This is a genomic window from Paenibacillus sp. ALE2, from assembly GCF_054113385.1.
This window is the reverse complement of the sequence record NZ_CM134213.1, coordinates 3,485,240-3,506,862: the sequence shown is the minus strand read 5'-3', so window position 1 is coordinate 3,506,862 and position 21,623 is coordinate 3,485,240. Positions and strand designations below refer to the sequence as shown.

The window sequence follows — 21,623 nt, the reverse complement described above, 5'->3', positions numbered from 1 at the left end:
TACCTTATTTAATTACCGCTGTTGTTCTTTTTGGTGTCAGATACGTTGGTACCCGCCTTCTGTGCTTTCTGATCCTCCCAATACACTTCACTGATCATGTCCGCCAAAACGTCAGAAGTTCGTTTTAACTCCTCCTCGGTGTTGTCAATCCCTCCGATTTCGATCAAAATGCTATGAGAAGACAAGCTTTGATTGTATTCACCATTGTTTCCTTTGCCGCCATCTTTTCCCCATACACCGCGCGATACGCCGTGATATGATTTTTCCAGCTTTTCATGAATGCGAGCAGCAAAAGCTTCATTTTTGCGCCAATTTTTGTTGTCATGTCCGATAATAAAATACACTTTGGCATAAGAAAGTCCATTAATCGTGGCTGTTGTTTTTCCATGACGTTGGGAATCACGATGAATATCGAGCAGATAAGTTAAACCTTTATTTTGAGCCAAAGCCTCCTTGACTGTTGTGCGTGAATATTTATAGGAGTAGTTCCAATTGTAATTTTGAACTGTGGTGGCATAATCCTTGTTTACATGCAGTGTAGATATCCCTTGCTTTTCCAGTCTCTTCTTTACAAAGTCTCCTACCCTTGATACATTAGCTGACTTAGAGCCTGAATTGGGGTTGGAACTGGTTTTGCTCAGTAATGGGTTATATGCTTCTCTGGGATGAGAATGGTAGATTAATATACGCTTCTCCCCTTTGGCGGAATCACCTGGATCATCCTCACGTGCAGGGTCTGTTTCCGGTGTTGTCGGAATATCCGGCGTAGTAGACGGCGGGTTCTCAGCTGCGTTTGAGCTCCCAGGGGTATCTGTCGTTCCCTGATCAGGCTGATAATCCGTAGGACCCTCTACCTTGATGTTCCCCGAACCCTTACGCAGCAAGACAGGCGCTCCAGCAGCCATGCCAGGAATTTCACGAGAAATGAGACTTTTGGGATCTTGCGGATTAATACCTGTAAGCATCTGAAAAACAAATGGCGACCATTGTTCACCCGACAACGAAGAATGCTGTTTCTTTTGTGCCAAATGAGGTACCTCCATACCTAGCATATCCGCGAAAAAACCGCTGGACACCGAGCCTGCCAATCCTTTCATCGAAGAAACAGGAGAAGTTTGCAAACGATTTTCTGCCAGCCCTCCTAGTCCCAAAACGACAAATAAAAGCGCCGAGCCCATGATGAGCAGCACAAGCGTATGTCCCATTGCCAAAATTTCGATACCTTTTCTTCTCCATCTTCCGACGTTCCAGGTCTGAATTTTTTTCATGTGAGCCTTGTCCTCCTTCGTCCCGTCGAAACCCGCTTATTACATTCAGAACACAGGGTTCCTATCTGTTTCGGAAATCTCTTATACTTCAACTCTATGAACGGAGAACAATTACTAGAACACAAAAATCTCTATCTACAGGACAAGCCCATCCCTTTTTGAAAGAGATAGGCTACCTGTTAAATAGAGATTTTCTGTCGTGTCTTAGAAAGATGGTTTTGCTAGCCTTTCATTAATGCGTATAAGCGGCGACATTGTCGGGATCAACAGCCTCATGTAGAGCTGCGTTCAAACCGGTCGCAATGATATTCGCGATATCTTCAATAAATTCATCGATCTCTTTTGGAGTCACAATCAAATCATGCCCCAGCGGTTGAAGTACCTCTCTCACCAGCCCGAGTCTCTCAGGTTCTGAAATATCATCCAACATTCCCAGAATTACTTTGGTAGAAGCCTTTTCTTTGGTAAAATGCGTTTTCATCAGTTCGATTACATTATTGACGATGGTCGAAGCATAGCATACCGTTGGAACGCCGATAGCAATACACGGAACCCCCATAATATCCTTGGTGATACCGCGGCGCTTGTTGCCAATACCTGAACCCGGATGTATTCCGATATCCGCCACCTGGATGGTCGTATTGACACGCTCCAGTGAACGTGACGCCAAAGCATCAATAGCAATAATAAGCTCTGGTTTTGTGCGGTCCACAATGCCTTGAACGATCTCACTGGATTCGATTCCCGTGATACCAAGAACACCCGGCGCAATCGCACTCACATCCCGATATCCAGGGTTGATCTGATCAGGTGTCAGTTCAAAATATTGACGGGTGACCATTAAATTTTCAACGACAAGCGGACCCAGCGAATCAGGAGTAACGTTCCAATTCCCCAGTCCTACCACCAGCACCCTTGCCACCTTAGAGATCCCTATTTTTTGTATAAAATGCTCCATTTCTTTTGCAAAGGCAATGGCTACACGTTGTTGGAGTCCAGTGTCGCCTTCACGCAAGCCAGGTACTTCGAGCGTAACGTAATGCCCTTGTACCCGCCCAATACGGTTGGCTCCTTCCTCATTTAATACATCCAGCCGCGTAATTTTAATCCCGTTATCTTCCTCCACATTCTCATTTATACCCGTCAGCGGGACAGGCTGATTCCGTTCTGCCAGCTCTCTTGCCTCTAATGCCAAATCCGTGCGTACCGCATACTTCTGCAAATCCAGATCCATCTTTTAAACCTCCTTATATACCATCTCTGGCTATAGTGTGCGAGACACCCAACAGGTTTATGCACATCCATTTTCATCCTGTAATTTGCATCGTCTCAGAATGTTTTCTTATTGCAATTTGAGGTGTGGCATGCTAAAATATTTTAAGTTGTGAAACGTTTGTGTTCATAAGTAATGCCTTTACAGGAGGTGAATGTAATGCCAAACATCAAATCCGCTATCAAACGCGTTAAAACTAGCGACAAACGCCGTGCGTTGAACGCTTCCCAAAAATCCGCGCTTCGTACAGCAGTTAAAGCTGCCGATACAGCGTTGGTAGGTAACGAAGCTGAAGCTGCTGCTGCTGCTTTCAAAGTGGCTTCCCAAAAGCTGGACAAGGCTGTAACTAAAGGTCTGATCCACAAAAATGCAGCTGCTCGCAAGAAATCTCGCTTGGCGAAAAAACTTAACGCTCTTACAGCTCAAGCGTAAGCACGAGCTACTTTTATACGTTAATGAAAAAATCCTGACCAGCCTTGGCTGATCAGGATTTTTTAGTTTATAACTTTACGAGATTAGATTGAAGCGCCTGCCCCCATTTTCATTAAAAACAGTTCCAGTCCCAGCACCTTGTCAACGACACCTGTCTTCATATGATAGTCCAGCTCGCCCAGTTCATAGAGAAGCTGGCGCAGCTGCTCAGAACGGAAGCGTCGTGCTTGATCCCCTGCAACTTTCACCCCATAAGGATGCAAGCTGAGCTGACTCGCAATTTGTTGCTGAGAATAGCTTTGACCTGCCAGCTCTTTGACCTGCAACATAATACGAAACTGCCGTGTGATCAAAGCTGCTATCTTGATGGGTTCTTCTTTTTGCTTAAGCAATTCATAAAAAATACTGAGCGCCTTATCCAGCCGCAAATTAGCCAGATCCTCAACCATCGCAAATACGTTCTGCTCTGTATTACGAGGCACAAGGGATTCAATGTCAGCGGATGAGATCGTTCCCTGCGCTCCTGCGTACAAGCACAGCTTATCTATCTCGGCTGCCAAGGATTGAAGCCCGACACCCGTGTATTGAATGAGTCTCTCAGCCGCTCCTGCTGCCAACTGCACTTCTCTTTCTGCTGCACGCTTATGGACCCAAGCCACAAGATCATCTCCACCCATAGGGGCGAAAGCAATAACTGAGGCATCACTTTTCAGTTTCTTGACGATCTTTTTCCGTTCATCCAACTTTTCAGCCTGAACCGTAAAAACGATGACGCTATAGTCAGTCGGGTTATCCATGTAAGTCAACAGCGTCTCAAGACGGTGCTCTATTTTGCCATTATCTTTGCCTGCTGCAAATACACTGGTATCCCGTACAATAATTAGCTTCTTTGGCACCAGAAAAGGCGCTGTTTCTGCGTCCTCTACAACCACCTCAATTGGCGTCTCGGTTAAATCATAAGAACTAATGGCGAAGTCACGATGCTCCTCCTCCACCACCTTCTCTTTTAGCATCTCAACAAACTGCTTCATTTGATATTTTTCATTGCCATATAACAGATACACTGGCGAAATATCACCTTTACGAATAGCCCTAGAGGCTGTTTTTACATCCATTTTCCGTTCCCCCCACCCACTGATCGTACCTGACATCCGACCGGAAGGCAAGTCATGACACAAACAAAGGGACCCCGCCTTTAGGCAGAATCCCTTCACCACCATCTATATCAACACGGCAGCAGAAAGCTCTAGAAACTTTCGGCCGTCGGGATACGACGTCGGTTCATATAGTTTATTCTCTGTTTCTAAAAAGTGTGCCACTTACGAAAACTATTTTCCAGTGCCACGCGGAACGGTGTACGTATATTTACTTGCAGTCCCATCCTGCTCTGTCTCATACATAAAGGTCTGGCTGTCATCTGACCAGCTTCCTTTGACCCAAGCACCCTTCAGGGTACGGACTTCCAGTGTTGTTCGGTCTACACCGTTATCGGAAAGCTTATACACTTTCAGCTTTTTGCCCTCAATAGCCACCGCATAGCTACCATCAGGCGAGTTGAACTGATCTGTAGAGGCCGACTGGGCACCATAGGTGGAAGCATTATTACTGTCCGGAGAGACCAGCGAATTAGATACAAAGCCTTCTCTACGAACCGGGTCTTGTGACACCGATGATTGCTGATCATTAGTATCGGCATTGCTGCTATCCGCCCCTAAAGAGTTCCCCGCATCCTTGGTGACACTTTTGGATGTCGCATCTTTCGACGTTTCATTTGAGGCAATTCGACTCTGTACCTTTAATTCCTGGCTAAGCGACGAAGATGCATCATTTGTACTTGTATCATCGCTATTATCCTCCTGAGCGGTACTCGTACCCGCTAAAGGTGCCTTTTCCATTTTCGGATCCAGCTGTTCATCAGGAGCAATCGTGGGTTGATCAGATTTTTTCTGTTTTAGCTGTTTGTCATCGGATGTAGGAGCATCTGCAGGCGAGTCATCCTTTGTCGCCTGACGATCGACGTTCGGCTGTCCCTGCTTTTCATCCTGATGGGATGAATGCTTAGTCGGTGCAGACTTTGTTGAAGGTTCCTCGCCAGCTTGCTGGTCATCGACCTTCTCAGCATCCTGTTTGGAAGGATTCTTTTCGCTATCTGAACTGTCTGTTCCCTGGTTGCCCAGGTCAGGTTCCTTATCTGCAGGTGTCAGAGAGGAATCAGCACCTTGTCCCTGTTCAGATGGCTGCTTGGTCGATTCCGCTCCAATGGCTGCATCACGTCCTCCACTCCCATTGGTCGTACCTGGAATTTCCGTCTGAGTCTGCTGGCTTGTCACCTCGGGTGACTGGGATGTAAGTATACCTTCCGCATCCTGCACCGTTTTAGGCTCGAAGTTGAACACTACAATCCCCAGTACAACGGCAGCAGCAGCCACGCCCATGGCAGCACGCCCTCCCACCCGGTTCCACCAAGGTACAGGCTGAGTACGTTGTCTAGGCCCTGCTCCAGATTCTGGATCAGCAGCCACAGGCTGCATTTCCTGAAGCGCGCTTCCCTGCTCTTCACGTGCGCGGTCAATGGCATCAAGCTGAGGCATGATGGAATCCACCAGGCTGAACGCCGGGGAAACCGCAGGCAATTCCTCCAGCTCGCGAGAGAGTGTCTGAAGAATATGGAATTTTTCCGCACAGTCCGGGCAAGTCGCAATATGGTTCATTAATTGGGACGTCTCTTCTTCGCCCAGTTCATGATCCACATAACGCTGCATCCAATCCATCACCTCTTCTCCACACTTCATCCTGATACACCACCTTTCTGATATTCCTGAAGTAGCCCTTGCAATTGCTGTCTTGCACGATACAAGTATGACTTGACCGTATTTAGCGGCAAATCCAGAGAATCGGCAATCTCGTTATAAGAGAAATCCTGCAAATATCTCAGGACAATTACCGTCCGGTGGTGTTCCGGGAGCTGTTGTATAGCCTCACGAACATCCTGTGCCATGTAAGAGGTTAACACCTCAACCTCCACGTTTTGGGGGTCGTTAAATATCATGTCATGCTCGTCAATGGAAACCGAAGGCTTTGTTCTTCTGAATTTGTCGATGCATATGTTCGTTACAATGCGCTGGACCCAGGTTTTAAACTGTGCTTTTTCCTCATAAGAGTTAATTTTGGAATATATTCGTATGAGGGCTTCTTGTGAAGCATCCATGGCGTCCTGCTCATTATTTAGAATGTAATATGCCGTACGGTACACATGCTGTTCTATCTCTCTTAATAGGGTAATGAGAGCATCGCGATCGCCCGATTGAGCGGCTCGGATGAGTCCCTGCTCTACCACAAAGGATCCCCCTCTCCCTGCAATATTACAGACGTATCCCTTTTGCAAATTGTTGCAGGATAGACGTCTGACGCTAATTTTATTTTTTTAATAAAAAAAATTATAACAAAATGCCCAGAATCCCCATTGTATCCTCCCTTAGAATAACAGAAAAAGGGAAGGTAGTCACCTTCCCTCAGCCCCTACATACATCTAAATACTAGACCTATTAAACTGCATGAAACATTTTGTCACTCCTTAGAAATCAGAAAATCAGATATGAGTTCTAATCGATAAGATAGAGCAATCGGATCTTGAAAATAAAAATCGTCGATTAAGAATTGATATACCTTATCTGATTTAACGGCAGGCAGGTTCTTGGCTGTTACAAGCCTGCTTTTTTGTAGTTGAAGATGATTTTAACAAAATCATTTTGAATTCGTCTGTTCACGTCTGCGTTGATACCGAACACTCAGCTTCCCTTGCTGCGCACGAATCTGTACCTCTCCCATTGTGTCTGTTCGATATATGGCAGAATCAACCTCCGCCAAACGTTCCAATACTGCTTTATTCGGATGGCCATAAGTGTTGCTTGCACCAACTGAAATGACGGATACTTTCGGCTGCCAATAGGACAACCACTCTTCCGAGGTGGAATACTTACTTCCGTGATGTGCCACTTTCATAACGTCTACAGCTTTCCTTGCAGCTCCTATTGCTCCCTGAGCTTTCACATGGGATGAAGAATGGGTTAATTCAGAAAGCAACAGCGACTCTGCGGCATCATCCATATCTCCTGTGAATAAAAACGAGACCCCCTCCATCTCTAAAATCATGGCAACGGAATAATGATTTTGTTCCTTCATAACAGGCAACTGCCCAGATTCGTTCTCCTCCAGCTTAAACGGATAGAGAAAGCGAATTGTCGTATCCCGGTCTGGTTCCCACTTCATGCTATGATGTGCACCGTACAGCTTGATCTGCTTGTTCAAAGCCGTGTTTAACAACTTTCGAAATGGAGCTTTGTCTGTTAGGGTACCGTTAAAAAACAAGGTGGTTACGGGAATCTGGTCAAATATAGCCTGTAGTCCTCCGGCATGATCATGGTCTCCATGCGTTAAAATGACAGCGTCCAGCCGATGCACCCCACGTTGCTTTAGCAAAGGGACAATCGTATCCGCGCCAACCTCGTAGGGATCTGTACGCTTGCGCCAAGCATTTTTCCCTGTTGCAAAGTCCATCGTACCCCCGCCATCTACCAAAATATGTTTTCCTCCCGGCGTTGTAATTAAAATGCTATCACCTTGGCCCACATCCAGATATTGAACAACTCCCGTGTTTCTTTCACTAGGAGATTGGTACCCTATACATAGTATGCCAAGCCAGGCAATACCACTTAAAGCGAGTGCCACATGACGATATCCATCCCACTGTCGATGCGCAAATTTCCCTGCACCCTTCGGTTCATGATCCGTTTGCAAAATAGCCGCCCACTCGGCAGAAGCCGCTAGTCCTGTATGCACAGGTGAAGCTATGGGATTAGATTTCACATCGGAAATCTCGCCTGTTTGCCTTCGAGATATCAACCATGTTTTGAGCCAGTACAGAACGCTGTACAAAGCTGCGTAATACGCCAGAACCCACAGAATAGAAGAAGACGGCCAAATACTCACATAAGCATCATCCACATTCATCCATTTCACAAGCGAAAAGGTTAGATCGTTTAATTGCTCCGCTGGCCACGCAAGGATGCGAGCCCCATCCCCCCATAAAAAGGCCATTCCCATTGCCACCGTACCTAGTGGAAGCACGATATATGTAATTAGGGGGACAAGTAAAAAATTAGCCGCAAATGATAATATCGAAAATTGATTAAAGTAGAACACCGTCATTGGAAACGAAACAAGCTGTGCCGTGATTGTGATCGCAACTTCACCACCGATCAGGAGGGGCCATTGGGCGAAAAACGGCTTCATAAGCGGCATATATATGAGCAACCCACCTGTCACCAAAAAGGAAAGCTGAAAGCTGACGCTAAGCAGGTAGTATGGATTCCATAGCAGCATAAGCAACGCAGATATACTTAAAATATTAAGTCCGTCTTTGAGCAACCCTCGCCGAGCTGCAAACAAACCGATCATCGCCATAATCCCTGCTCTTACAACAGAGGGAGAAGCACCTGTCAGCAGCACATAAGCCGGAATCAGTACCATCACAATCGTAAGGGAGGTTTCACGGCTAACTCGTAACAGCTTGAGTAAATATAATAATGTGGCCGCATATACCGCCACATGCATACCTGATATCGCCAAAATATGCGTTAAACCAAGCTGCGTAAATTCATTATACGTTGCTGGGTCCAGCTCATCTGTAACCCCAAGTATCAGACCTTTCATATATCCTGCGTGAAGAAGTGAAGTAAAAGCAGATTCCATTTTTTGACCTAGCTGCTCTCTAAGCTGATCATTCCATCTCAATAATGTGTAGCGGTTCCACAGTGAAGCCTTCTGCCTCTGTAACGAGGCCGCTCCAGCCCCCTTGATAAGCCAGTGAATTTCCTGCGTGTGCAGGTACTCACTGTAATCAAAGCTACCAAAGTTCCCCGCTTTTGCTGGTGCCTTTAAGCTGCCACGCAGCAGGATTGCATCCCCACGCTGCCATGCTGCCGCAAGTTGCTGTTCCTGCTTCGTAGCCAACTTGATATGAACAATGGCCTGTTCAGAAATAGACCCCCGATGTTCATCCTTATTGGAATGACTGGCAAAGTGATGAATTGAAGTAACTCTCATCTCAAACTGCGCACGATCACCATCAATCTCAACTTCTGAAGCAATAAACCCTGCTGCTTGAACAGGCATGTCTTCTATGACAGAAGAAGATACATGAAGTGCACCAGGAATACTGCTCACGTTATGCGTATCATGCCAAAACCAATGAAATCCACCACCACTCAATGCAATCCATAGCAATAAAATATGTCGGATAGGAATTTTCATCAATAAAGCTATAAGCGGGAAAACCAGAGTAATTCCCGCCCACAGCACCAAAAGTATACGTCCCGAATACAGACACGCTCCCGCACTTCCTATAATCCAACAAACAGTGAGGCTTAATATAGGCCTAGTAAACACAAGTTGGGCTTGAATACAATCACCTTCCCATTAGCAAACATTGCTTTCTGTCAACACACAAAACAAAAAAAGAACCCCTGACAAAATAACATTGTCAGAGGTTCTTCCTCGTTATTATTTAATCCTTAACATCCATCAGCGTTTCCTGCGGTGGATGATAAGTCTCCAGCATGCGAAAGGCGATTCCCTTTTCCTCCATCATAGCTCGAACCTTGTCGGCATCTTTTGGATAAGGTCGGTGATATACAATCTCCACAATGCCGCTGTTCGCCAGCATATTGGCACACGTCCAGCACGGCTGGTCGGTGACATATACTGAGGAGCCTTCACGGTCAATCCGGTCAGTAAACAGCAGCAGGTTCTGCTCCGCATGAATAGTGCGAATACAACGCTGCTTCTTAACCATTTCCTCCCGTCCATCACGGTGAACGACCTCATATTCCTCCGAGATCATACAGCCTCCCTCAGAACAGTCAGGCACCCCGGATGGTGCTCCATTATAGGCCGTCCCCAATAGCTTCTTACCTTGCACAAGTACGGCTCCAACATGACGCCGCGAGCAGCGCGAACGGGTGGATACCATATAAGCGATATCCATGAAATAGGTGTCCCAGTCCTTGCGTACATCTGCACTCATTTCCATCTCTCCCGTATAAACAAGTTAAACGTAAAACATATCCGTTACAGCCACTCTCAAAGCCTACACCGGAAACTTAAATAAGTTATAAGCTAACATACGGCTTCATTTTCGCTAACATTTTAGCTCCGATTCCCTTTACATGATCCAAATCGTTCACACGTTTGAACAGCCCGTGCTGATTACGATAGTTCAAAATAGCCTCGGCCTTTTTAGCCCCAACTCCCGGCAGCTCCATTAACTCGGCAGCAGTCGCTGTGTTAATGTTCACCTTTTTTTCACCGGAAATGGATGGAATAGCCGAATCATTCACCGTATTTGTCCTACTCGTCGTTGCAGCATTCGAACTGGCAACAGCTGTGTCTGATCTCGAATCCGCAACATCTGACTGCTTTACGGTACTTGAATTCCCCGCCATGGAGTGTTCAGAGTTTTCACTTAAATCAGCAGATACACCCGTAGAACTCTGCTTAGTATTATGCTTCACATTGTCAACAGCTTCGTCATTCGCACTGCGTTCAGCTTGGTCTGAAGCCTCTTTTACAGCATGCTTTCCTTCGGCATACTCACTGCTGCGCTGTGACTCAATTGGCTGCGACTCTATCGCCAAAGTCTGCTCCACCTTATGGTTAAGCAAACTCCACTCTTCTTGTGGCTCAGTTCGCTGCCCTCCAGCAAACAAAATAAGTCCACTCCCGATTACAGCAAGCGTTATTGCCGTTCCTGTCCATACGCGTTTCATTTTTCGTATCGTCCCCTACTCCACATGGATTTCGAGAATTTGAGCCGACTGAAAACACCGTCTCAATTAAACAGAGCAAGTCTGTTCAATTCCCGTCAAAACGGAGGTTGTAAGCACCTCCATACGGTCTCGCTGTGAGTATTTATACAAAGAGTGGTACGACCCCAGGCACGATCTAATGTGCTCAGACATAAAATTCGTCATGTCGGCCAAGACCAAGTGCATACACTAAGAAGAATGACAGCACAGCGTCTATACCGCAAAGTATGAAAGGAGGACGTTGAACAATGAAAGTTGGATTTATCGGGACTGGCAGCATGGGAAGTCTGCTAATCGAATCTTTTATTCATTCGGACGCACTTAAACCGCAGCAAATATTAGCAAGCAACCGAACGTATTCCAAGGTAACAGAGCTAGCCCGTCGTTATCCAGGTTTGCATGCAGCCCAAAGCAACCGTGAGACGGCAGCGGAAAGCGATATCCTATTTATCTGCGTGAAGCCGCTGGAATCAAAAACCGTAACGGATGAAATACGCAACGTCATTACAGAAGAGCAGATCGTCGTTTCTATCACAAGTCCAGTACAGATCCGTATTTTAGAGCATGCACTGAAAGCCAAGGTGTCCAAAATTATTCCGAGTATCACTCACCAGATTGGAAGCGGAGCCTCACTGTGCATCCATGGAAACCGGATTACAGAGGAGGATCGCTCCCTTCTGGAAGAGCTTATGTCCCACATCAGCAGGCCAATTCGGGTTAAAGAGTCTCATACACGGATCACATCGGATTTTTCGAGCTGCGGCCCTGCTTTCTTGGCCTTTTTTATGGACCAGTGGATTCAAGCCGCAGTTCAAGCTACGGGTATAGACCGTACAGAACTATGCGCATTGGCCGGTGAAATGATCATCGGCACTGGAAAGCTGCTCACGGAAGGCGGGATGACACCAGCCGAGTTACAAGCAAGAGTAGCAGTTCCCGGAGGTATAACCGCTGAAGCTCTTGCGTTGTTAGACATCAGCCTGCATAGTGTCTTCCCTGAGCTAATACGGGTCACGCACAACAAGTATGAAGAGGACATGCAAAAGATAGATGCCTCGTTTGGCTTAAAGCCGATTAACCGGCAACAATATTAACCAGCTTACCCGGAACAGCAATTACCTTGCGAACCGTTTTACCAGCCAGTGCTTCCTGAACGCTGTCCAGCGACAATGCAAAAGTTTCCATCGCTTTGGCATCAAGATCTTTGGCAATCGTTGCACGCTGTACGATTTTACCATTCATCTGAATGACAATTTCCACTTCAGCGTCTACCGTCCATGCTTCATCATAGGCAGGCCAAGCCGCGTAGGTAATGCTCTCGTTGTGTCCCAGCAGCTGCCACAGTTCCTCGGCTAGATGCGGTGCAAGCGGCGACAACATTTGCACGAAGTTTTCCATCGCTGCACGCGGCAGAAGGTCTGCTTTGTATGCATCATTGGTGAAGATCATCAGCTGGCTGATCGCTGTATTGAAACGCAATGCATCCAGGTCCTCGGTTACCTTTTTCAGCGTTTTATGCCAGGTCCGTTTGAACTCGTCGCTACCGCCGTCATTTTTAATTTTTTCGTTCAGGCTACCATCCTCGGAAACAAACAGGCGCCATACGCGGGACAGAAAACGATGCGCTCCCTCTACCCCATTCTCATTCCATGGCTTGGTCGCTTCCAGCGGCCCCATAAACATCTCATAAATACGCAGCGTATCGGCGCCAAACGTATTTACAATATCGTCAGGATTGATGACATTACCGCGTGATTTACTCATTTTTTCATTATTGTTGCCTAGAATCATACCCTGGTTGACCAACTTATAGAAAGGCTCTTTAGTTTCCACTACGCCGATATCATACAGCACCTTGTGCCAGAAACGGGCATACAGCAAGTGAAGAACCGCATGTTCTGCTCCGCCAATATACAGATCAACAGGCATCCATTCGCGCTGTTTCTCTTTGGACACAAGCTCTTTATCATTTTTTGGATCAATAAAGCGCAGGTAGTACCAGCAGCTTCCTGCCCATTGCGGCATCGTATTTGTCTCGCGACGTGCTTTCACACCTGTTTCAGGATCAACGGTTTCTACCCAATCTGTCGCATTCGCCAGTGGGGATTCACCTGTACCTGAAGGCTTGATATTGTCCATCTCTGGCAGTACGAGCGGCAGTTGATCCTCAGGAACTGTTTTAATCGTTCCATCTTCTAGATGAATTACTGGAATCGGCTCGCCCCAATAGCGTTGGCGGCTGAACAGCCAGTCACGCAGACGATAGGTTACTTTGCCCTGCCCCTTACCCTCAGCTTCGAGCCATTCAATCATTTTCGGAATAGCTTCCTCATTGGTAAGTCCATTCAGCAGGCCTGAATTGACATGCGGACCATCCTCGGTGTATGGCTCTTTGTCCACGTCTCCACCTTGAACGACCTCAGTGATTTTCAATCCGAACTTCTTGGCAAATTCCCAGTCACGTGTATCATGGCCCGGTACTGCCATAATTGCACCTGTTCCGTAGCCTGCCAGTACATAGTCGGCAATCCAGATTGGCAGCTTTTCGCCGTTCACCGGGTTCACTGCATAAGCTCCTGTGAATACGCCTGTTTTATCTTTGGCCAGATCCGTACGCTCCAGGTCACTTTTCCGAGCAGCTTGTTCACGATACTGTTGTACAGCGTCCTTTTGCTCAGGTGTAGTGATCATATCCACCAATTCCTGCTCTGGGGCCAGCACACAGTAGCTTGCACCGAACAATGTATCTGGACGGGTTGTAAATACTGTGAGTTGTTCGTCATAGCCTTCAATTGGAAAATGAACCTCTGCCCCGGTAGACTTACCAATCCAGTTCCGCTGCATATCCTTAATGCTTTCGGACCAGTCCAGTTCCTCCAGATCGTCAAGCAAACGATCGGCGTATTCCGTAATTTTCAGCATCCATTGACGCATGGGTTTGCGGATAACCGGATGACCGCCACGCTCACTCTTACCATCAATTACTTCTTCATTCGCCAGTACCGTTCCCAGTGCTGGGCACCAGTTCACGGGCACTTCAGCTACATAAGCGAGGCCACGCTTGTACAGCTGGATGAAAATCCACTGTGTCCATTTGTAATAATCAGGATCAGTTGTGCTGATTTCACGATCCCAGTCATATGAAAAGCCAAGTGATTTGATTTGACGGCGGAAGTTATTTACGTTCTTCACCGTAATTTCGCGTGGGTGCTCGCCTGTATCCAGCGCATGCTGTTCGGCAGGCAGACCAAAGGCGTCCCAACCCATCGGATGCAGTACGTTGTAGCCACGCATTCTTTTATAACGTGAAACAATATCTGTAGCTGTATATCCCTCCGGGTGGCCTACATGCAGACCAGCTCCAGACGGATACGGAAACATATCCAAAGCATAAAACTTCGGTTTACCCGGTTCTTCCCCAGTGCGGAACGTTTTGTTCTCATCCCAATATTTCTGCCATTTTGGTTCAATACTTTGCGGTTGATAGCCGTGCTTCGGCTGTGTGTCTGTCATTGTCTTTTCCTCCTCAAACGGTATGCAACAAAAAAACCTCTGCATCCCGTAGCGTGTCAGCGCTAGGGACGAGAGGTTATATTCCCGTGGTACCACCCTAGTTAGCAGAAAGCGTTCTTCGCATTCTACTCCCTTTGCACCTGATAACGGAGGTGATCCGATGCGTATTAATAACAGGATACTGACACCTATATAGGTGCTTTCCTGCGTTGGACGCATATCTCCGAGGTGAGTTCGCTTTGCACTGTCAACCGGCTTGCACCACCCGCCGGCTCTCTACATGTCCAGACAAAACTACTATTCCTCATCAGCGATTATTTAACCGTTAATAATGGCACTATTATATTGAAAACCGCGAAAAAAGTCAAATAAGGACTACATTTGATACGAAGCGCCATCTTCATACTAGTTGTCCATGACACATGAATACGAATGTTTTATAATAACTCCAAGTTGCAATGGTTCAAGTTGAGATGAGATAAGAAAGGTGAGTGGAGACATGGCACAGATTAAAATTTTCGGGACAAAAGAGAAGCTAAATCCGATCAAAAAGCAACTTTCAGAGGTGATTCACTCTGCCGTGGTGGATGCGTTCAATTATCCTCCAGACAAGAGGTTTCATCGTTTTTCCCTATGAATCATGAAGATTTTATATATGCAGATGGTCGCTCCGACGCATACACCATTATTGAAATCAGTATCTTCGAAGGCAGAACGACAGAAGCTAAGAAGCAACTCATCAATCTGTTATTTCAAAGAATTAACGATCTTTTGGGTATTTCTCCACAGGATCTTGAAATTACTATATTTGAAACCCCGAAACAGAATTGGGGCATTCGGGGTGTACCGGGTGATGAACTTCAGCTGAACTATAAAGTGAATATATGAGAGCAAAAAGACGCCCTTCATGACTTCATGAAAAGCGTCTTTCTTTTTCTATATTAGCTCAATGAATCCTAGCTATTTTACAGCGACATAAAAAAGTCTCGCCGCGTCATCTGCTGCTTCTACCCATTCAAAATCTGCATATATCTTCACATCACGAAAACCCGCTTTGGACAATTCTGCCTTCATCCAGTCTGGATCATAAGCACGCTGTACATGAATTTCCTCAAAACGCTGGTACAGATCGCGTCCTTCATGTTCTGCTTTCGCAAAGATACTGAGATGATGCTCAATTTCACAACGGGGAGTGTCCAATGCGCATGTCCAGATATACGAAATAGAGCGTTCATCCAGTACGAATGGTTGTTCTTCATCATAACGCAAAAATGTCTGGGGATGATGTACATCAAACAGAAAGGTTCCACCAGGCTTCAGACCAGCATACGTTCTGCGAAAAGTAGAAATGATATCTTCTTCCTCAAGTAAATAATTCAGGCAATCGCAAAAAGAAATGACAGAATCCACGGGCTCCGGTAAAATCCATTCTCGCATATCCTGCTGTATCCAGCGAACGCTCCCCTCACGAAACAATCGCTGCCCTTGAGGAGTAGTTTCCATTTTGCGACGGGCTACTGCCAGCATGTCAGAGGACAAATCAATGCCAGCCACCTCGAAGCCTGAGTTAACCAGTGGAATCGTAATTGAGCCCGTTCCGCAACCCAGCTCGGCCACTGTATGTGGCATACCGTATCGATCCCAAGCTTGCCGTGCAAAGCGCAACCAGTCGGGGTACGGCATGTCCTGCATTAGCTCATCATACACATAGGCAAACTTGCGGTAAGAAGCCATCTTTATTCCCCATTCCCGTCCTTCGGTTTAGGCATCTTCTCCACCAGGTAGGTCCAGTTTTCTTTTTGTGTAACCAGCCCTTCCTTCATCAGCTTGCCCATCGCACGCTTGAAGGCGGATTTACTGATACCAAACCGTTGCTTGATAATATCCGGCGGCGTTGCGTCAGAATATGGCATACCGCCACCCGGACGTTCCTTCAGAAATGCAATCAACCGATCCGCATCCTCATCACGGCCTACTTCCTTGCGTGGCGACATCGCCAGATTGACCCGACCGTCTTCACGAACAAGCGTGACCCGTACCTTAACCTCCTCGCCCAAGCGAAGCATGCGGTTACGTTCCGACGAATGAATCATTCCTATTGCACCAAAACCAAGCACACCCCCGTCCACCAGAACGAATGTGCCCATCTGAAGCGGCTTGTACACCGTCGCCTGCACCCATGTATTAAGCCACGAACTAGGAGCATGGAAACACAATGGAGCCAGTTCCTGTTCCCCTGCCAGCTTAGCTCGCAGTCTGCCTTGTTTGTCATGCTCCATAATGGCATACACGTAATCACCCACCCGAGGATGCAGATCACGGTTTTCTGGCAACTCACGAATCGGCAGCAAAAGCTGACGACCCAATCCCATCTCCAGGAAACATCCCAAACGCGGATGCACATCGGCCACCTCAAGCTTTGCCATTTCTCCCAGAGACAAGAACGGCTTTTTCATAGTTGCAGCCAAACGGTCCTCTGTATCGTGGAAGATAAATACCTCCAGCCGTTCACCCACCTCGATTTCACGAGTCAGCTCCGTATAGTGCAGCAGCACATCCTGCTCACCGACGGTAAGAAAGTAGCCGAAAGGAGATACCTCACGATCCACCATAATGGTGACATAAGTACCAGCGATCAAACTCATACCTTCTCCACAACCTTAGCATCCGACCAAAGCCGTTCAATGTTATAATATTCGCGTTCGTCGCGGTGGAAGACATGCACTACGACATCCCCCAAATCCATTAGAACCCAGCGAGCGGAATCCATTCCTTCGATTCCTTTGATGGCTACACCTTCATCATGAGCGCGTTTGCGAATTTCTGTTACAATCGCCTGTACTTGTGTATCCGAATTACCGTGGCAGATTACAAAATAATCCGCAACTAGCGATACTCCACGCAAATCCAGTGCGACAATATTCATTGCCTTTTTATCATTAGCGGCCTCAACCGCCGTTTTCATTAATTTCTCATTCGTTAGGGTCATTCATGAACCTCCGTTTTTTTCTGTTTTAGCTGTCGAATTAAGTCATTGCGCGACAAAACCGTCAGCGGAAAAATAACCTTTTGCTTTTCCAGCAACAATGAAATCGTAGAATCAAATCCAGCGATAAGGCCCTGCTCCAAACTTTTCTTTGCCTGTTTACGGATATGTTCAACCCCGGGAAAATCCCGCCCCGGTTCGATGTAATCAGCCAGACACACGACTTTATCCAGCAGGCTCATACCTACGCGGCCTGACGTATGCCAGCGGATCGCATTCCTTATTTCCGGATCATCCACTCCGTAATCTCTTGCCGCAACGCAGTACCCTACCTCTGAATGCCAGAGCTGCTTGTCATGCTCCAATAGCTCCTGATCACATTCGGGATAGTTACGAATCACTTCCTCCATCTGCTGAACAGGCCAATATTTCGCTACATCATGCAAAATAGCCGCCAGTTCTGCCTTATCCGGGTCTGCTCCATAACGCTTCGCAAGCTCAACAGAGGTATGCATAACACCCAGCGTGTGCTTCCAGCGTTTTTCAGGCATCTGGCCAGATACGACTTCCATTAGCTGCTCACGGCTGTACTTCATACAAACCGCCCCTTGTAATATAGTCATGAACACGATCAGGCACAAGATAACGAATAGTGCGGCCTTCTGCCACACGCTCTCGTATATCCGTCGAAGAAATGTCCACCACTGGCATATCCGCCAGCAGTACCTTGTCCTGCAAATAATATGGCAACTCATCCAGCGCAAGCTGGAAGCCCGGTCGCCGCACCCCAATAAAACAAATCCGCTGCGCCAATTCCTCAATCCCCTGCCAATGAGGCAAGTAGTTCACCATATCTGCACCAATAATAAAATAAAAATCTACAGCAGGATGCAGCTCCTGAAGTTTCTTGATCGTGTCAATGGTATAGGATACCCCCCCGCGAAGCACTTCAATATCCAGCACTTCAAAAGCAGGATGACCCGCCACCGCTTCACTCGTCATCTCCAGACGCTCCTTGCCGCTTGCCCCCGCTTGATGCTTGTGCGGAGGAATATGAGAAGGCATAAACCATACTTGATCCAGCCCATAGGCATCTCTTGCCGCTTCTCCAGCCAGCAGATGTCCAATATGAATGGGATCAAATGTACCACCCATAATACCGATTTTCATAATTTTCTCCCCGCGTATTATCCTCTAGGCAACTCGATTTGCTTATGATCACGAGATTCCTTGTACAAAATAATGGTGCTCCCAATAAGCTGTACAAGCTCGGAACCCGTCTCTGCTGCCAGTTCTTCCGCAATTTCATGTTTGTCGTCTAAACAGTTGTTCAAAATTTGTACTTTCATCAGCTCACGCTTTTCAATCGCATCATTGATGTGACGCATAAGATGCTCATTCGTACCGTTTTTACCTACTTGAAAAACTGGGTCCAAATGATGCGCCATGGAGCGCAGATATCTTTTTTGTTTACCTGTTAACATGTATATTTAACCCCTTCGTCGCCACATATACAATGCGGCATTTCCATAATTTTAATGTATATCCGACTTACGTTAAGCTTCTCAGCACAGCCGCTCTCATTTGGTCTGCTGCAGGGGCCACTCCCGTAAAATACTCAAAAGCCACTGCCCCTTGGTACACAAACATGCCTAAACCTCCATGTACAGTGCAGCCACGCTGTTCACGACTTTCGCGTAAAAGCCTCGTTTCCAGCGGGTTGTAGATCAAATCGCTCACAATGATTCCCTGCGGAATCAGATTCGTTTCCAGTGGAAGCTCATCAGATAAAGGAGACATTCCCACCGAGGTTGTATTAATCAATACATCCACTGTCGTGAGCACATTCTTGGCTTCCTCGTTGGAATAGCCCATTACTGGAATTGCTTCTGTCGTCCACTCCAATGCCAGTTGTTCAGCTTTGTCACGTGTTCGGTTCAGAATAATGACCGATTCAGGTCGCTCCTCCAACAAAGCATGAATCACGCCCCGAGCAGCCCCACCGGCTCCTAGAACAGCAATTCTTGCACCCTTTAACTCAACAGAAGTCTCTTCTTTAAGGGAACGCACGTAGCCAATTCCGTCCGTATTATAGCCCTTGAGCCGTCCATTGTCATTCACTATCGTATTGACAGCGCCGATGAGCCGGGCCCCTTCGTCAATCTCATCCAGATATTTCATAACCTCAACCTTATGGGGAATCGTCACATTGACTCCGCGGAAATGCAAAGCCCGAATCCCCTTCACAGCATCCTCCAGCTGATCCGGTGTGACATGAAGAGGTACAAAATCTCCCTCAATCCCCGCTGCCTGTAAAGCTATTTTATGCATAAGAGGCGATTTGGAGTGCTTGATCGGATCACCCAATACGCCCAATAGTACAAGATCTCGTTCGGTCGCTCCAGACTCCCCGCTGTTCATCGTTGCTCTCCCCCATATTGCAAAATATTAGGCCGCTCAAATACATGAATGGCGGCAGGAACCCGTATGTGTTCCTTGCCGCCCTATAACTTGGTTACAGCATTGTTAAATCAACGCAGGCCGCAAAAGCACACGGACTCCCCGAGGAGCATGAACCGCTACCAGAGCTCCGTTCTCACTATTTACCCTAATCCATCCCAAACCGGATATATAGATGTCCGATGGAGATTTGCGTGGAACGCGGAACTCATGTCTGGTCCATTCTGGCATCTCTGCCAATTGATCGCGTGTTGGTGGAGACAATAGCTCCCCGGCATGATCAGCGAACAACTGATCAGCTCGCTCCAGCTTCGTGCGATGTATTTTAAGACCACCGTTAATGTAGCAGGTAAAAGATTGGTGCTGACCGTCTACAAAATCAAATCGGGCCATACCGCCGAAAAACAATGTTTGTCCGGCATCAAGCTGATATGCAGCAGGCTTCAGCGGCTTGTCCGGCATAATAGCACTCAAGTCCTGACGGGAGACAATTTCACTGAACCGCCAAGGGTACACAATACCCGGAGTATCAATAATGTGCTTGCCGTCGTCGAGCGGAATATTCACCATATCGAGTGTAGTTCCTGGGTAACGGGATGTTGTGAGTTCCTGCTCCATATCGCTATAATCACGAATCAAGCGGTTAATGAGCGTGGATTTACCCACATTTGTGGCTCCGACTACATATACATCACGGTTACCACGCAGTTCAGATACCACATCCAGCAGACGGTCAAAGCCCTGATTTTTTTTAGCAGAGCACAGTACGATTTCTTCCGTGCGTAGCCCTTGCTCCTTCGCTTGCTTTTGTACCCAGTTGCGTACCTTGTTCCAGTTTGTGACCTTAGGCAACAAATCAGTCTTATTGACTGCCAGTACAACCGGATTCGAACCTACAAAACGCTGTAGGCCGGAAATCAAGCTGCCTTCAAAATCAAAAATATCTACAATGTGGATGACGAGCGCATCCTTGTCCCCAATCTGACTAAGCAGCTTCAAGAATTCATCTTGATCTACCGTCACCGAAGAGGTTTCATTATAGTTTTTGATCCGGAAGCAACGCTGACAGATGACCGGTTCACGAGTTAATAATTTTTCCGGAATATATCCCGGAAGGTCCGGGCTAGTGGTCTGCATGGCGATACCGCAACCACTACATTTGACGGCAGTTCCACCGTCAGGTCTTTCAGTCATTCTTCTTTTCCTCCTCAAGCCATAAGCCTTTCTTACGTAACCTTGTGAGCGCGATTCGCTCCAACCGTCGATTAAATCGGGTCATGACTCCTTCATCATGAATGGATATCGGCAGCACCAAAACGGTATGCAAACCCATTCGGTTGCCTCCCAATACGTCCGTCAACATTTGATCCCCGACCATAATAGTCTCTTCCGGAGTAAGCCCCATCATACGAATGGCTCTACGAAAGGACGAGTTGGATGGCTTCCGGGCTGCATGTATAAATTCAATGTCCAAAGGCGTAGCAAACACGGATACACGGTCCATATTGTTATTAGACACGATGACAAGCTTAAAACCCGCCTGTTTGACCTTTTCAAACCAGGCCACCAGCTCGGGAGTTGCGTTCGGCGCTTTTGCACCGACCAGCGTGTTATCCAGATCCGTAATAATGCCGCGATATCCTTGAGCATACAAGCCTTCAAGATCAATATCAAAGACGGTATTCACCCGTAATTTGGGCATCAGCATTTCAAACAACGTCGGTCACCTCAGTTTCATACGACAAACTATACCATATTACTATGGCTTAGTAAAAAGCTATCCGCAACAAACGGACAGCTTTTTACTAAACATATAGATTAAGATT

20 protein-coding genes, 1 pseudogene and 1 other annotated feature are annotated in these 21,623 nt (G+C 46.9%); of the genes and pseudogenes, 3 read left to right on the top strand and 18 right to left on the bottom strand.

The window, feature by feature from the left end; all coding sequences use genetic code 11:
* Positions 1-8: 8 nt before the first annotated feature.
* On the bottom strand, positions 9-1,268 hold the full coding sequence (locus tag ACXHJ1_RS15355; RefSeq protein ID WP_019688075.1) for a stage II sporulation protein P: 1,260 nt from the start codon (positions 1,266-1,268) through the stop codon (positions 9-11).
* Positions 1,269-1,500: 232 nt separating this feature from the next.
* A complete protein-coding gene (gpr, locus tag ACXHJ1_RS15350; protein ID WP_016821624.1) occupies positions 1,501-2,502 on the bottom strand; it encodes a GPR endopeptidase in 1,002 nt (333 codons plus the stop codon).
* A gap of 198 nt (positions 2,503-2,700) precedes the next feature.
* Here gpr and rpsT point away from each other — a divergent pair, with 198 nt between their 5' ends.
* Complete coding sequence (rpsT, locus tag ACXHJ1_RS15345) at positions 2,701-2,973, top strand: 30S ribosomal protein S20 (protein WP_013372187.1); 273 nt, start codon at positions 2,701-2,703, stop codon at positions 2,971-2,973.
* Positions 2,974-3,056: 83 nt separating this feature from the next.
* Here the strand turns inward: rpsT and holA are convergent, their stop codons facing one another.
* The 6 genes from holA to ACXHJ1_RS15315 form a co-directional block, all read right to left on the bottom strand.
* Positions 3,057-4,088: a DNA polymerase III subunit delta gene (gene holA / locus ACXHJ1_RS15340; protein WP_044785377.1), complete on the bottom strand. Its 1,032-nt coding sequence runs from the start codon at positions 4,086-4,088 to the stop codon at positions 3,057-3,059.
* A 213-nt stretch (positions 4,089-4,301) separates the two neighbouring features.
* Positions 4,302-5,765 carry a zf-HC2 domain-containing protein gene (locus tag ACXHJ1_RS15335; protein ID WP_457904887.1) on the bottom strand — a complete coding sequence of 488 codons (1,464 nt, stop codon included), beginning with the start codon at positions 5,763-5,765 and terminating at the stop codon, positions 4,302-4,304.
* On the bottom strand, positions 5,762-6,310 hold the full coding sequence (locus tag ACXHJ1_RS15330; RefSeq protein WP_013311184.1) for an RNA polymerase sigma factor: 549 nt from the start codon (positions 6,308-6,310) through the stop codon (positions 5,762-5,764). Before ACXHJ1_RS15330 ends, ACXHJ1_RS15335 begins: the two co-directional genes overlap by 4 nt.
* 407 nt (positions 6,311-6,717) lie before the next feature.
* Positions 6,718-9,336 (bottom strand): ComEC/Rec2 family competence protein, encoded by a 2,619-nt coding sequence (locus ACXHJ1_RS15325; RefSeq protein WP_457904886.1) that lies wholly within the window; start codon positions 9,334-9,336, stop codon positions 6,718-6,720.
* A gap of 202 nt (positions 9,337-9,538) precedes the next feature.
* Positions 9,539-10,057 (bottom strand): deoxycytidylate deaminase, encoded by a 519-nt coding sequence (locus ACXHJ1_RS15320; RefSeq protein WP_457904885.1) that lies wholly within the window; start codon positions 10,055-10,057, stop codon positions 9,539-9,541.
* A gap of 85 nt (positions 10,058-10,142) precedes the next feature.
* Positions 10,143-10,799: a ComEA family DNA-binding protein gene (locus ACXHJ1_RS15315; RefSeq protein ID WP_457904884.1), complete on the bottom strand. Its 657-nt coding sequence runs from the start codon at positions 10,797-10,799 to the stop codon at positions 10,143-10,145.
* A gap of 287 nt (positions 10,800-11,086) precedes the next feature.
* Here ACXHJ1_RS15315 and comER point away from each other — a divergent pair, with 287 nt between their 5' ends.
* On the top strand, positions 11,087-11,932 hold the full coding sequence (comER, locus tag ACXHJ1_RS15310; RefSeq protein WP_016821631.1) for a late competence protein ComER: 846 nt from the start codon (positions 11,087-11,089) through the stop codon (positions 11,930-11,932).
* On the opposite strand, the gene leuS is transcribed toward comER, so the two are convergent.
* The gene (leuS, locus tag ACXHJ1_RS15305; RefSeq protein ID WP_457904883.1) at positions 11,913-14,351 is read right to left on the bottom strand and encodes a leucine--tRNA ligase; all 2,439 of its coding nucleotides are present in this window, start codon (positions 14,349-14,351) and stop codon (positions 11,913-11,915) included. The genes comER and leuS overlap by 20 nt on opposite strands.
* A gap of 61 nt (positions 14,352-14,412) precedes the next feature.
* Positions 14,413-14,671, bottom strand: a binding site (T-box leader).
* 179 nt (positions 14,672-14,850) lie between these two features.
* On the opposite strand from leuS, the pseudogene ACXHJ1_RS15300 reads away from it, so the two are divergent.
* Positions 14,851-15,239 (top strand): annotated as a pseudogene (locus ACXHJ1_RS15300) (tautomerase family protein).
* 72 nt (positions 15,240-15,311) lie between these two features.
* On the opposite strand, the gene ACXHJ1_RS15295 reads toward ACXHJ1_RS15300, so the two are convergent.
* From ACXHJ1_RS15295 to ACXHJ1_RS15255, 9 genes are all read right to left on the bottom strand, one after another.
* The gene (locus tag ACXHJ1_RS15295; protein ID WP_457904882.1) at positions 15,312-16,085 is read right to left on the bottom strand and encodes a class I SAM-dependent DNA methyltransferase; all 774 of its coding nucleotides are present in this window, start codon (positions 16,083-16,085) and stop codon (positions 15,312-15,314) included.
* A 2-nt stretch (positions 16,086-16,087) separates the two neighbouring features.
* Entirely contained in the window at positions 16,088-16,996 is a 909-nt protein-coding gene (locus tag ACXHJ1_RS15290; RefSeq protein WP_016821635.1) for a CvfB family protein, read from the bottom strand.
* A complete protein-coding gene (gene rsfS, locus ACXHJ1_RS15285; protein ID WP_457904881.1) occupies positions 16,993-17,340 on the bottom strand; it encodes a ribosome silencing factor in 348 nt (115 codons plus the stop codon). Before rsfS ends, ACXHJ1_RS15290 begins: the two co-directional genes overlap by 4 nt.
* Entirely contained in the window at positions 17,337-17,933 is a 597-nt protein-coding gene (gene yqeK / locus ACXHJ1_RS15280) for a bis(5'-nucleosyl)-tetraphosphatase (symmetrical) YqeK (protein WP_045244371.1), read from the bottom strand. The genes rsfS and yqeK overlap by 4 nt, the downstream gene beginning before the upstream one ends.
* Positions 17,917-18,507 (bottom strand): nicotinate-nucleotide adenylyltransferase, encoded by a 591-nt coding sequence (gene nadD / locus ACXHJ1_RS15275; RefSeq protein ID WP_016821638.1) that lies wholly within the window; start codon positions 18,505-18,507, stop codon positions 17,917-17,919. Before nadD ends, yqeK begins: the two co-directional genes overlap by 17 nt.
* A gap of 17 nt (positions 18,508-18,524) precedes the next feature.
* Entirely contained in the window at positions 18,525-18,821 is a 297-nt protein-coding gene (gene yhbY, locus ACXHJ1_RS15270) for a ribosome assembly RNA-binding protein YhbY (RefSeq protein WP_013372202.1), read from the bottom strand.
* Positions 18,822-18,888: 67 nt separating this feature from the next.
* A complete protein-coding gene (aroE, locus tag ACXHJ1_RS15265) occupies positions 18,889-19,758 on the bottom strand; it encodes a shikimate dehydrogenase (RefSeq protein ID WP_090889438.1) in 870 nt (289 codons plus the stop codon).
* A 105-nt stretch (positions 19,759-19,863) separates the two neighbouring features.
* A complete protein-coding gene (yqeH, locus tag ACXHJ1_RS15260) occupies positions 19,864-20,991 on the bottom strand; it encodes a ribosome biogenesis GTPase YqeH (RefSeq protein ID WP_019688083.1) in 1,128 nt (375 codons plus the stop codon).
* Positions 20,984-21,514: a YqeG family HAD IIIA-type phosphatase gene (locus ACXHJ1_RS15255; RefSeq protein ID WP_013372205.1), complete on the bottom strand. Its 531-nt coding sequence runs from the start codon at positions 21,512-21,514 to the stop codon at positions 20,984-20,986. The genes yqeH and ACXHJ1_RS15255 overlap by 8 nt, the downstream gene beginning before the upstream one ends.
* Between the last annotated feature and the right edge of the window lie 109 nt (positions 21,515-21,623).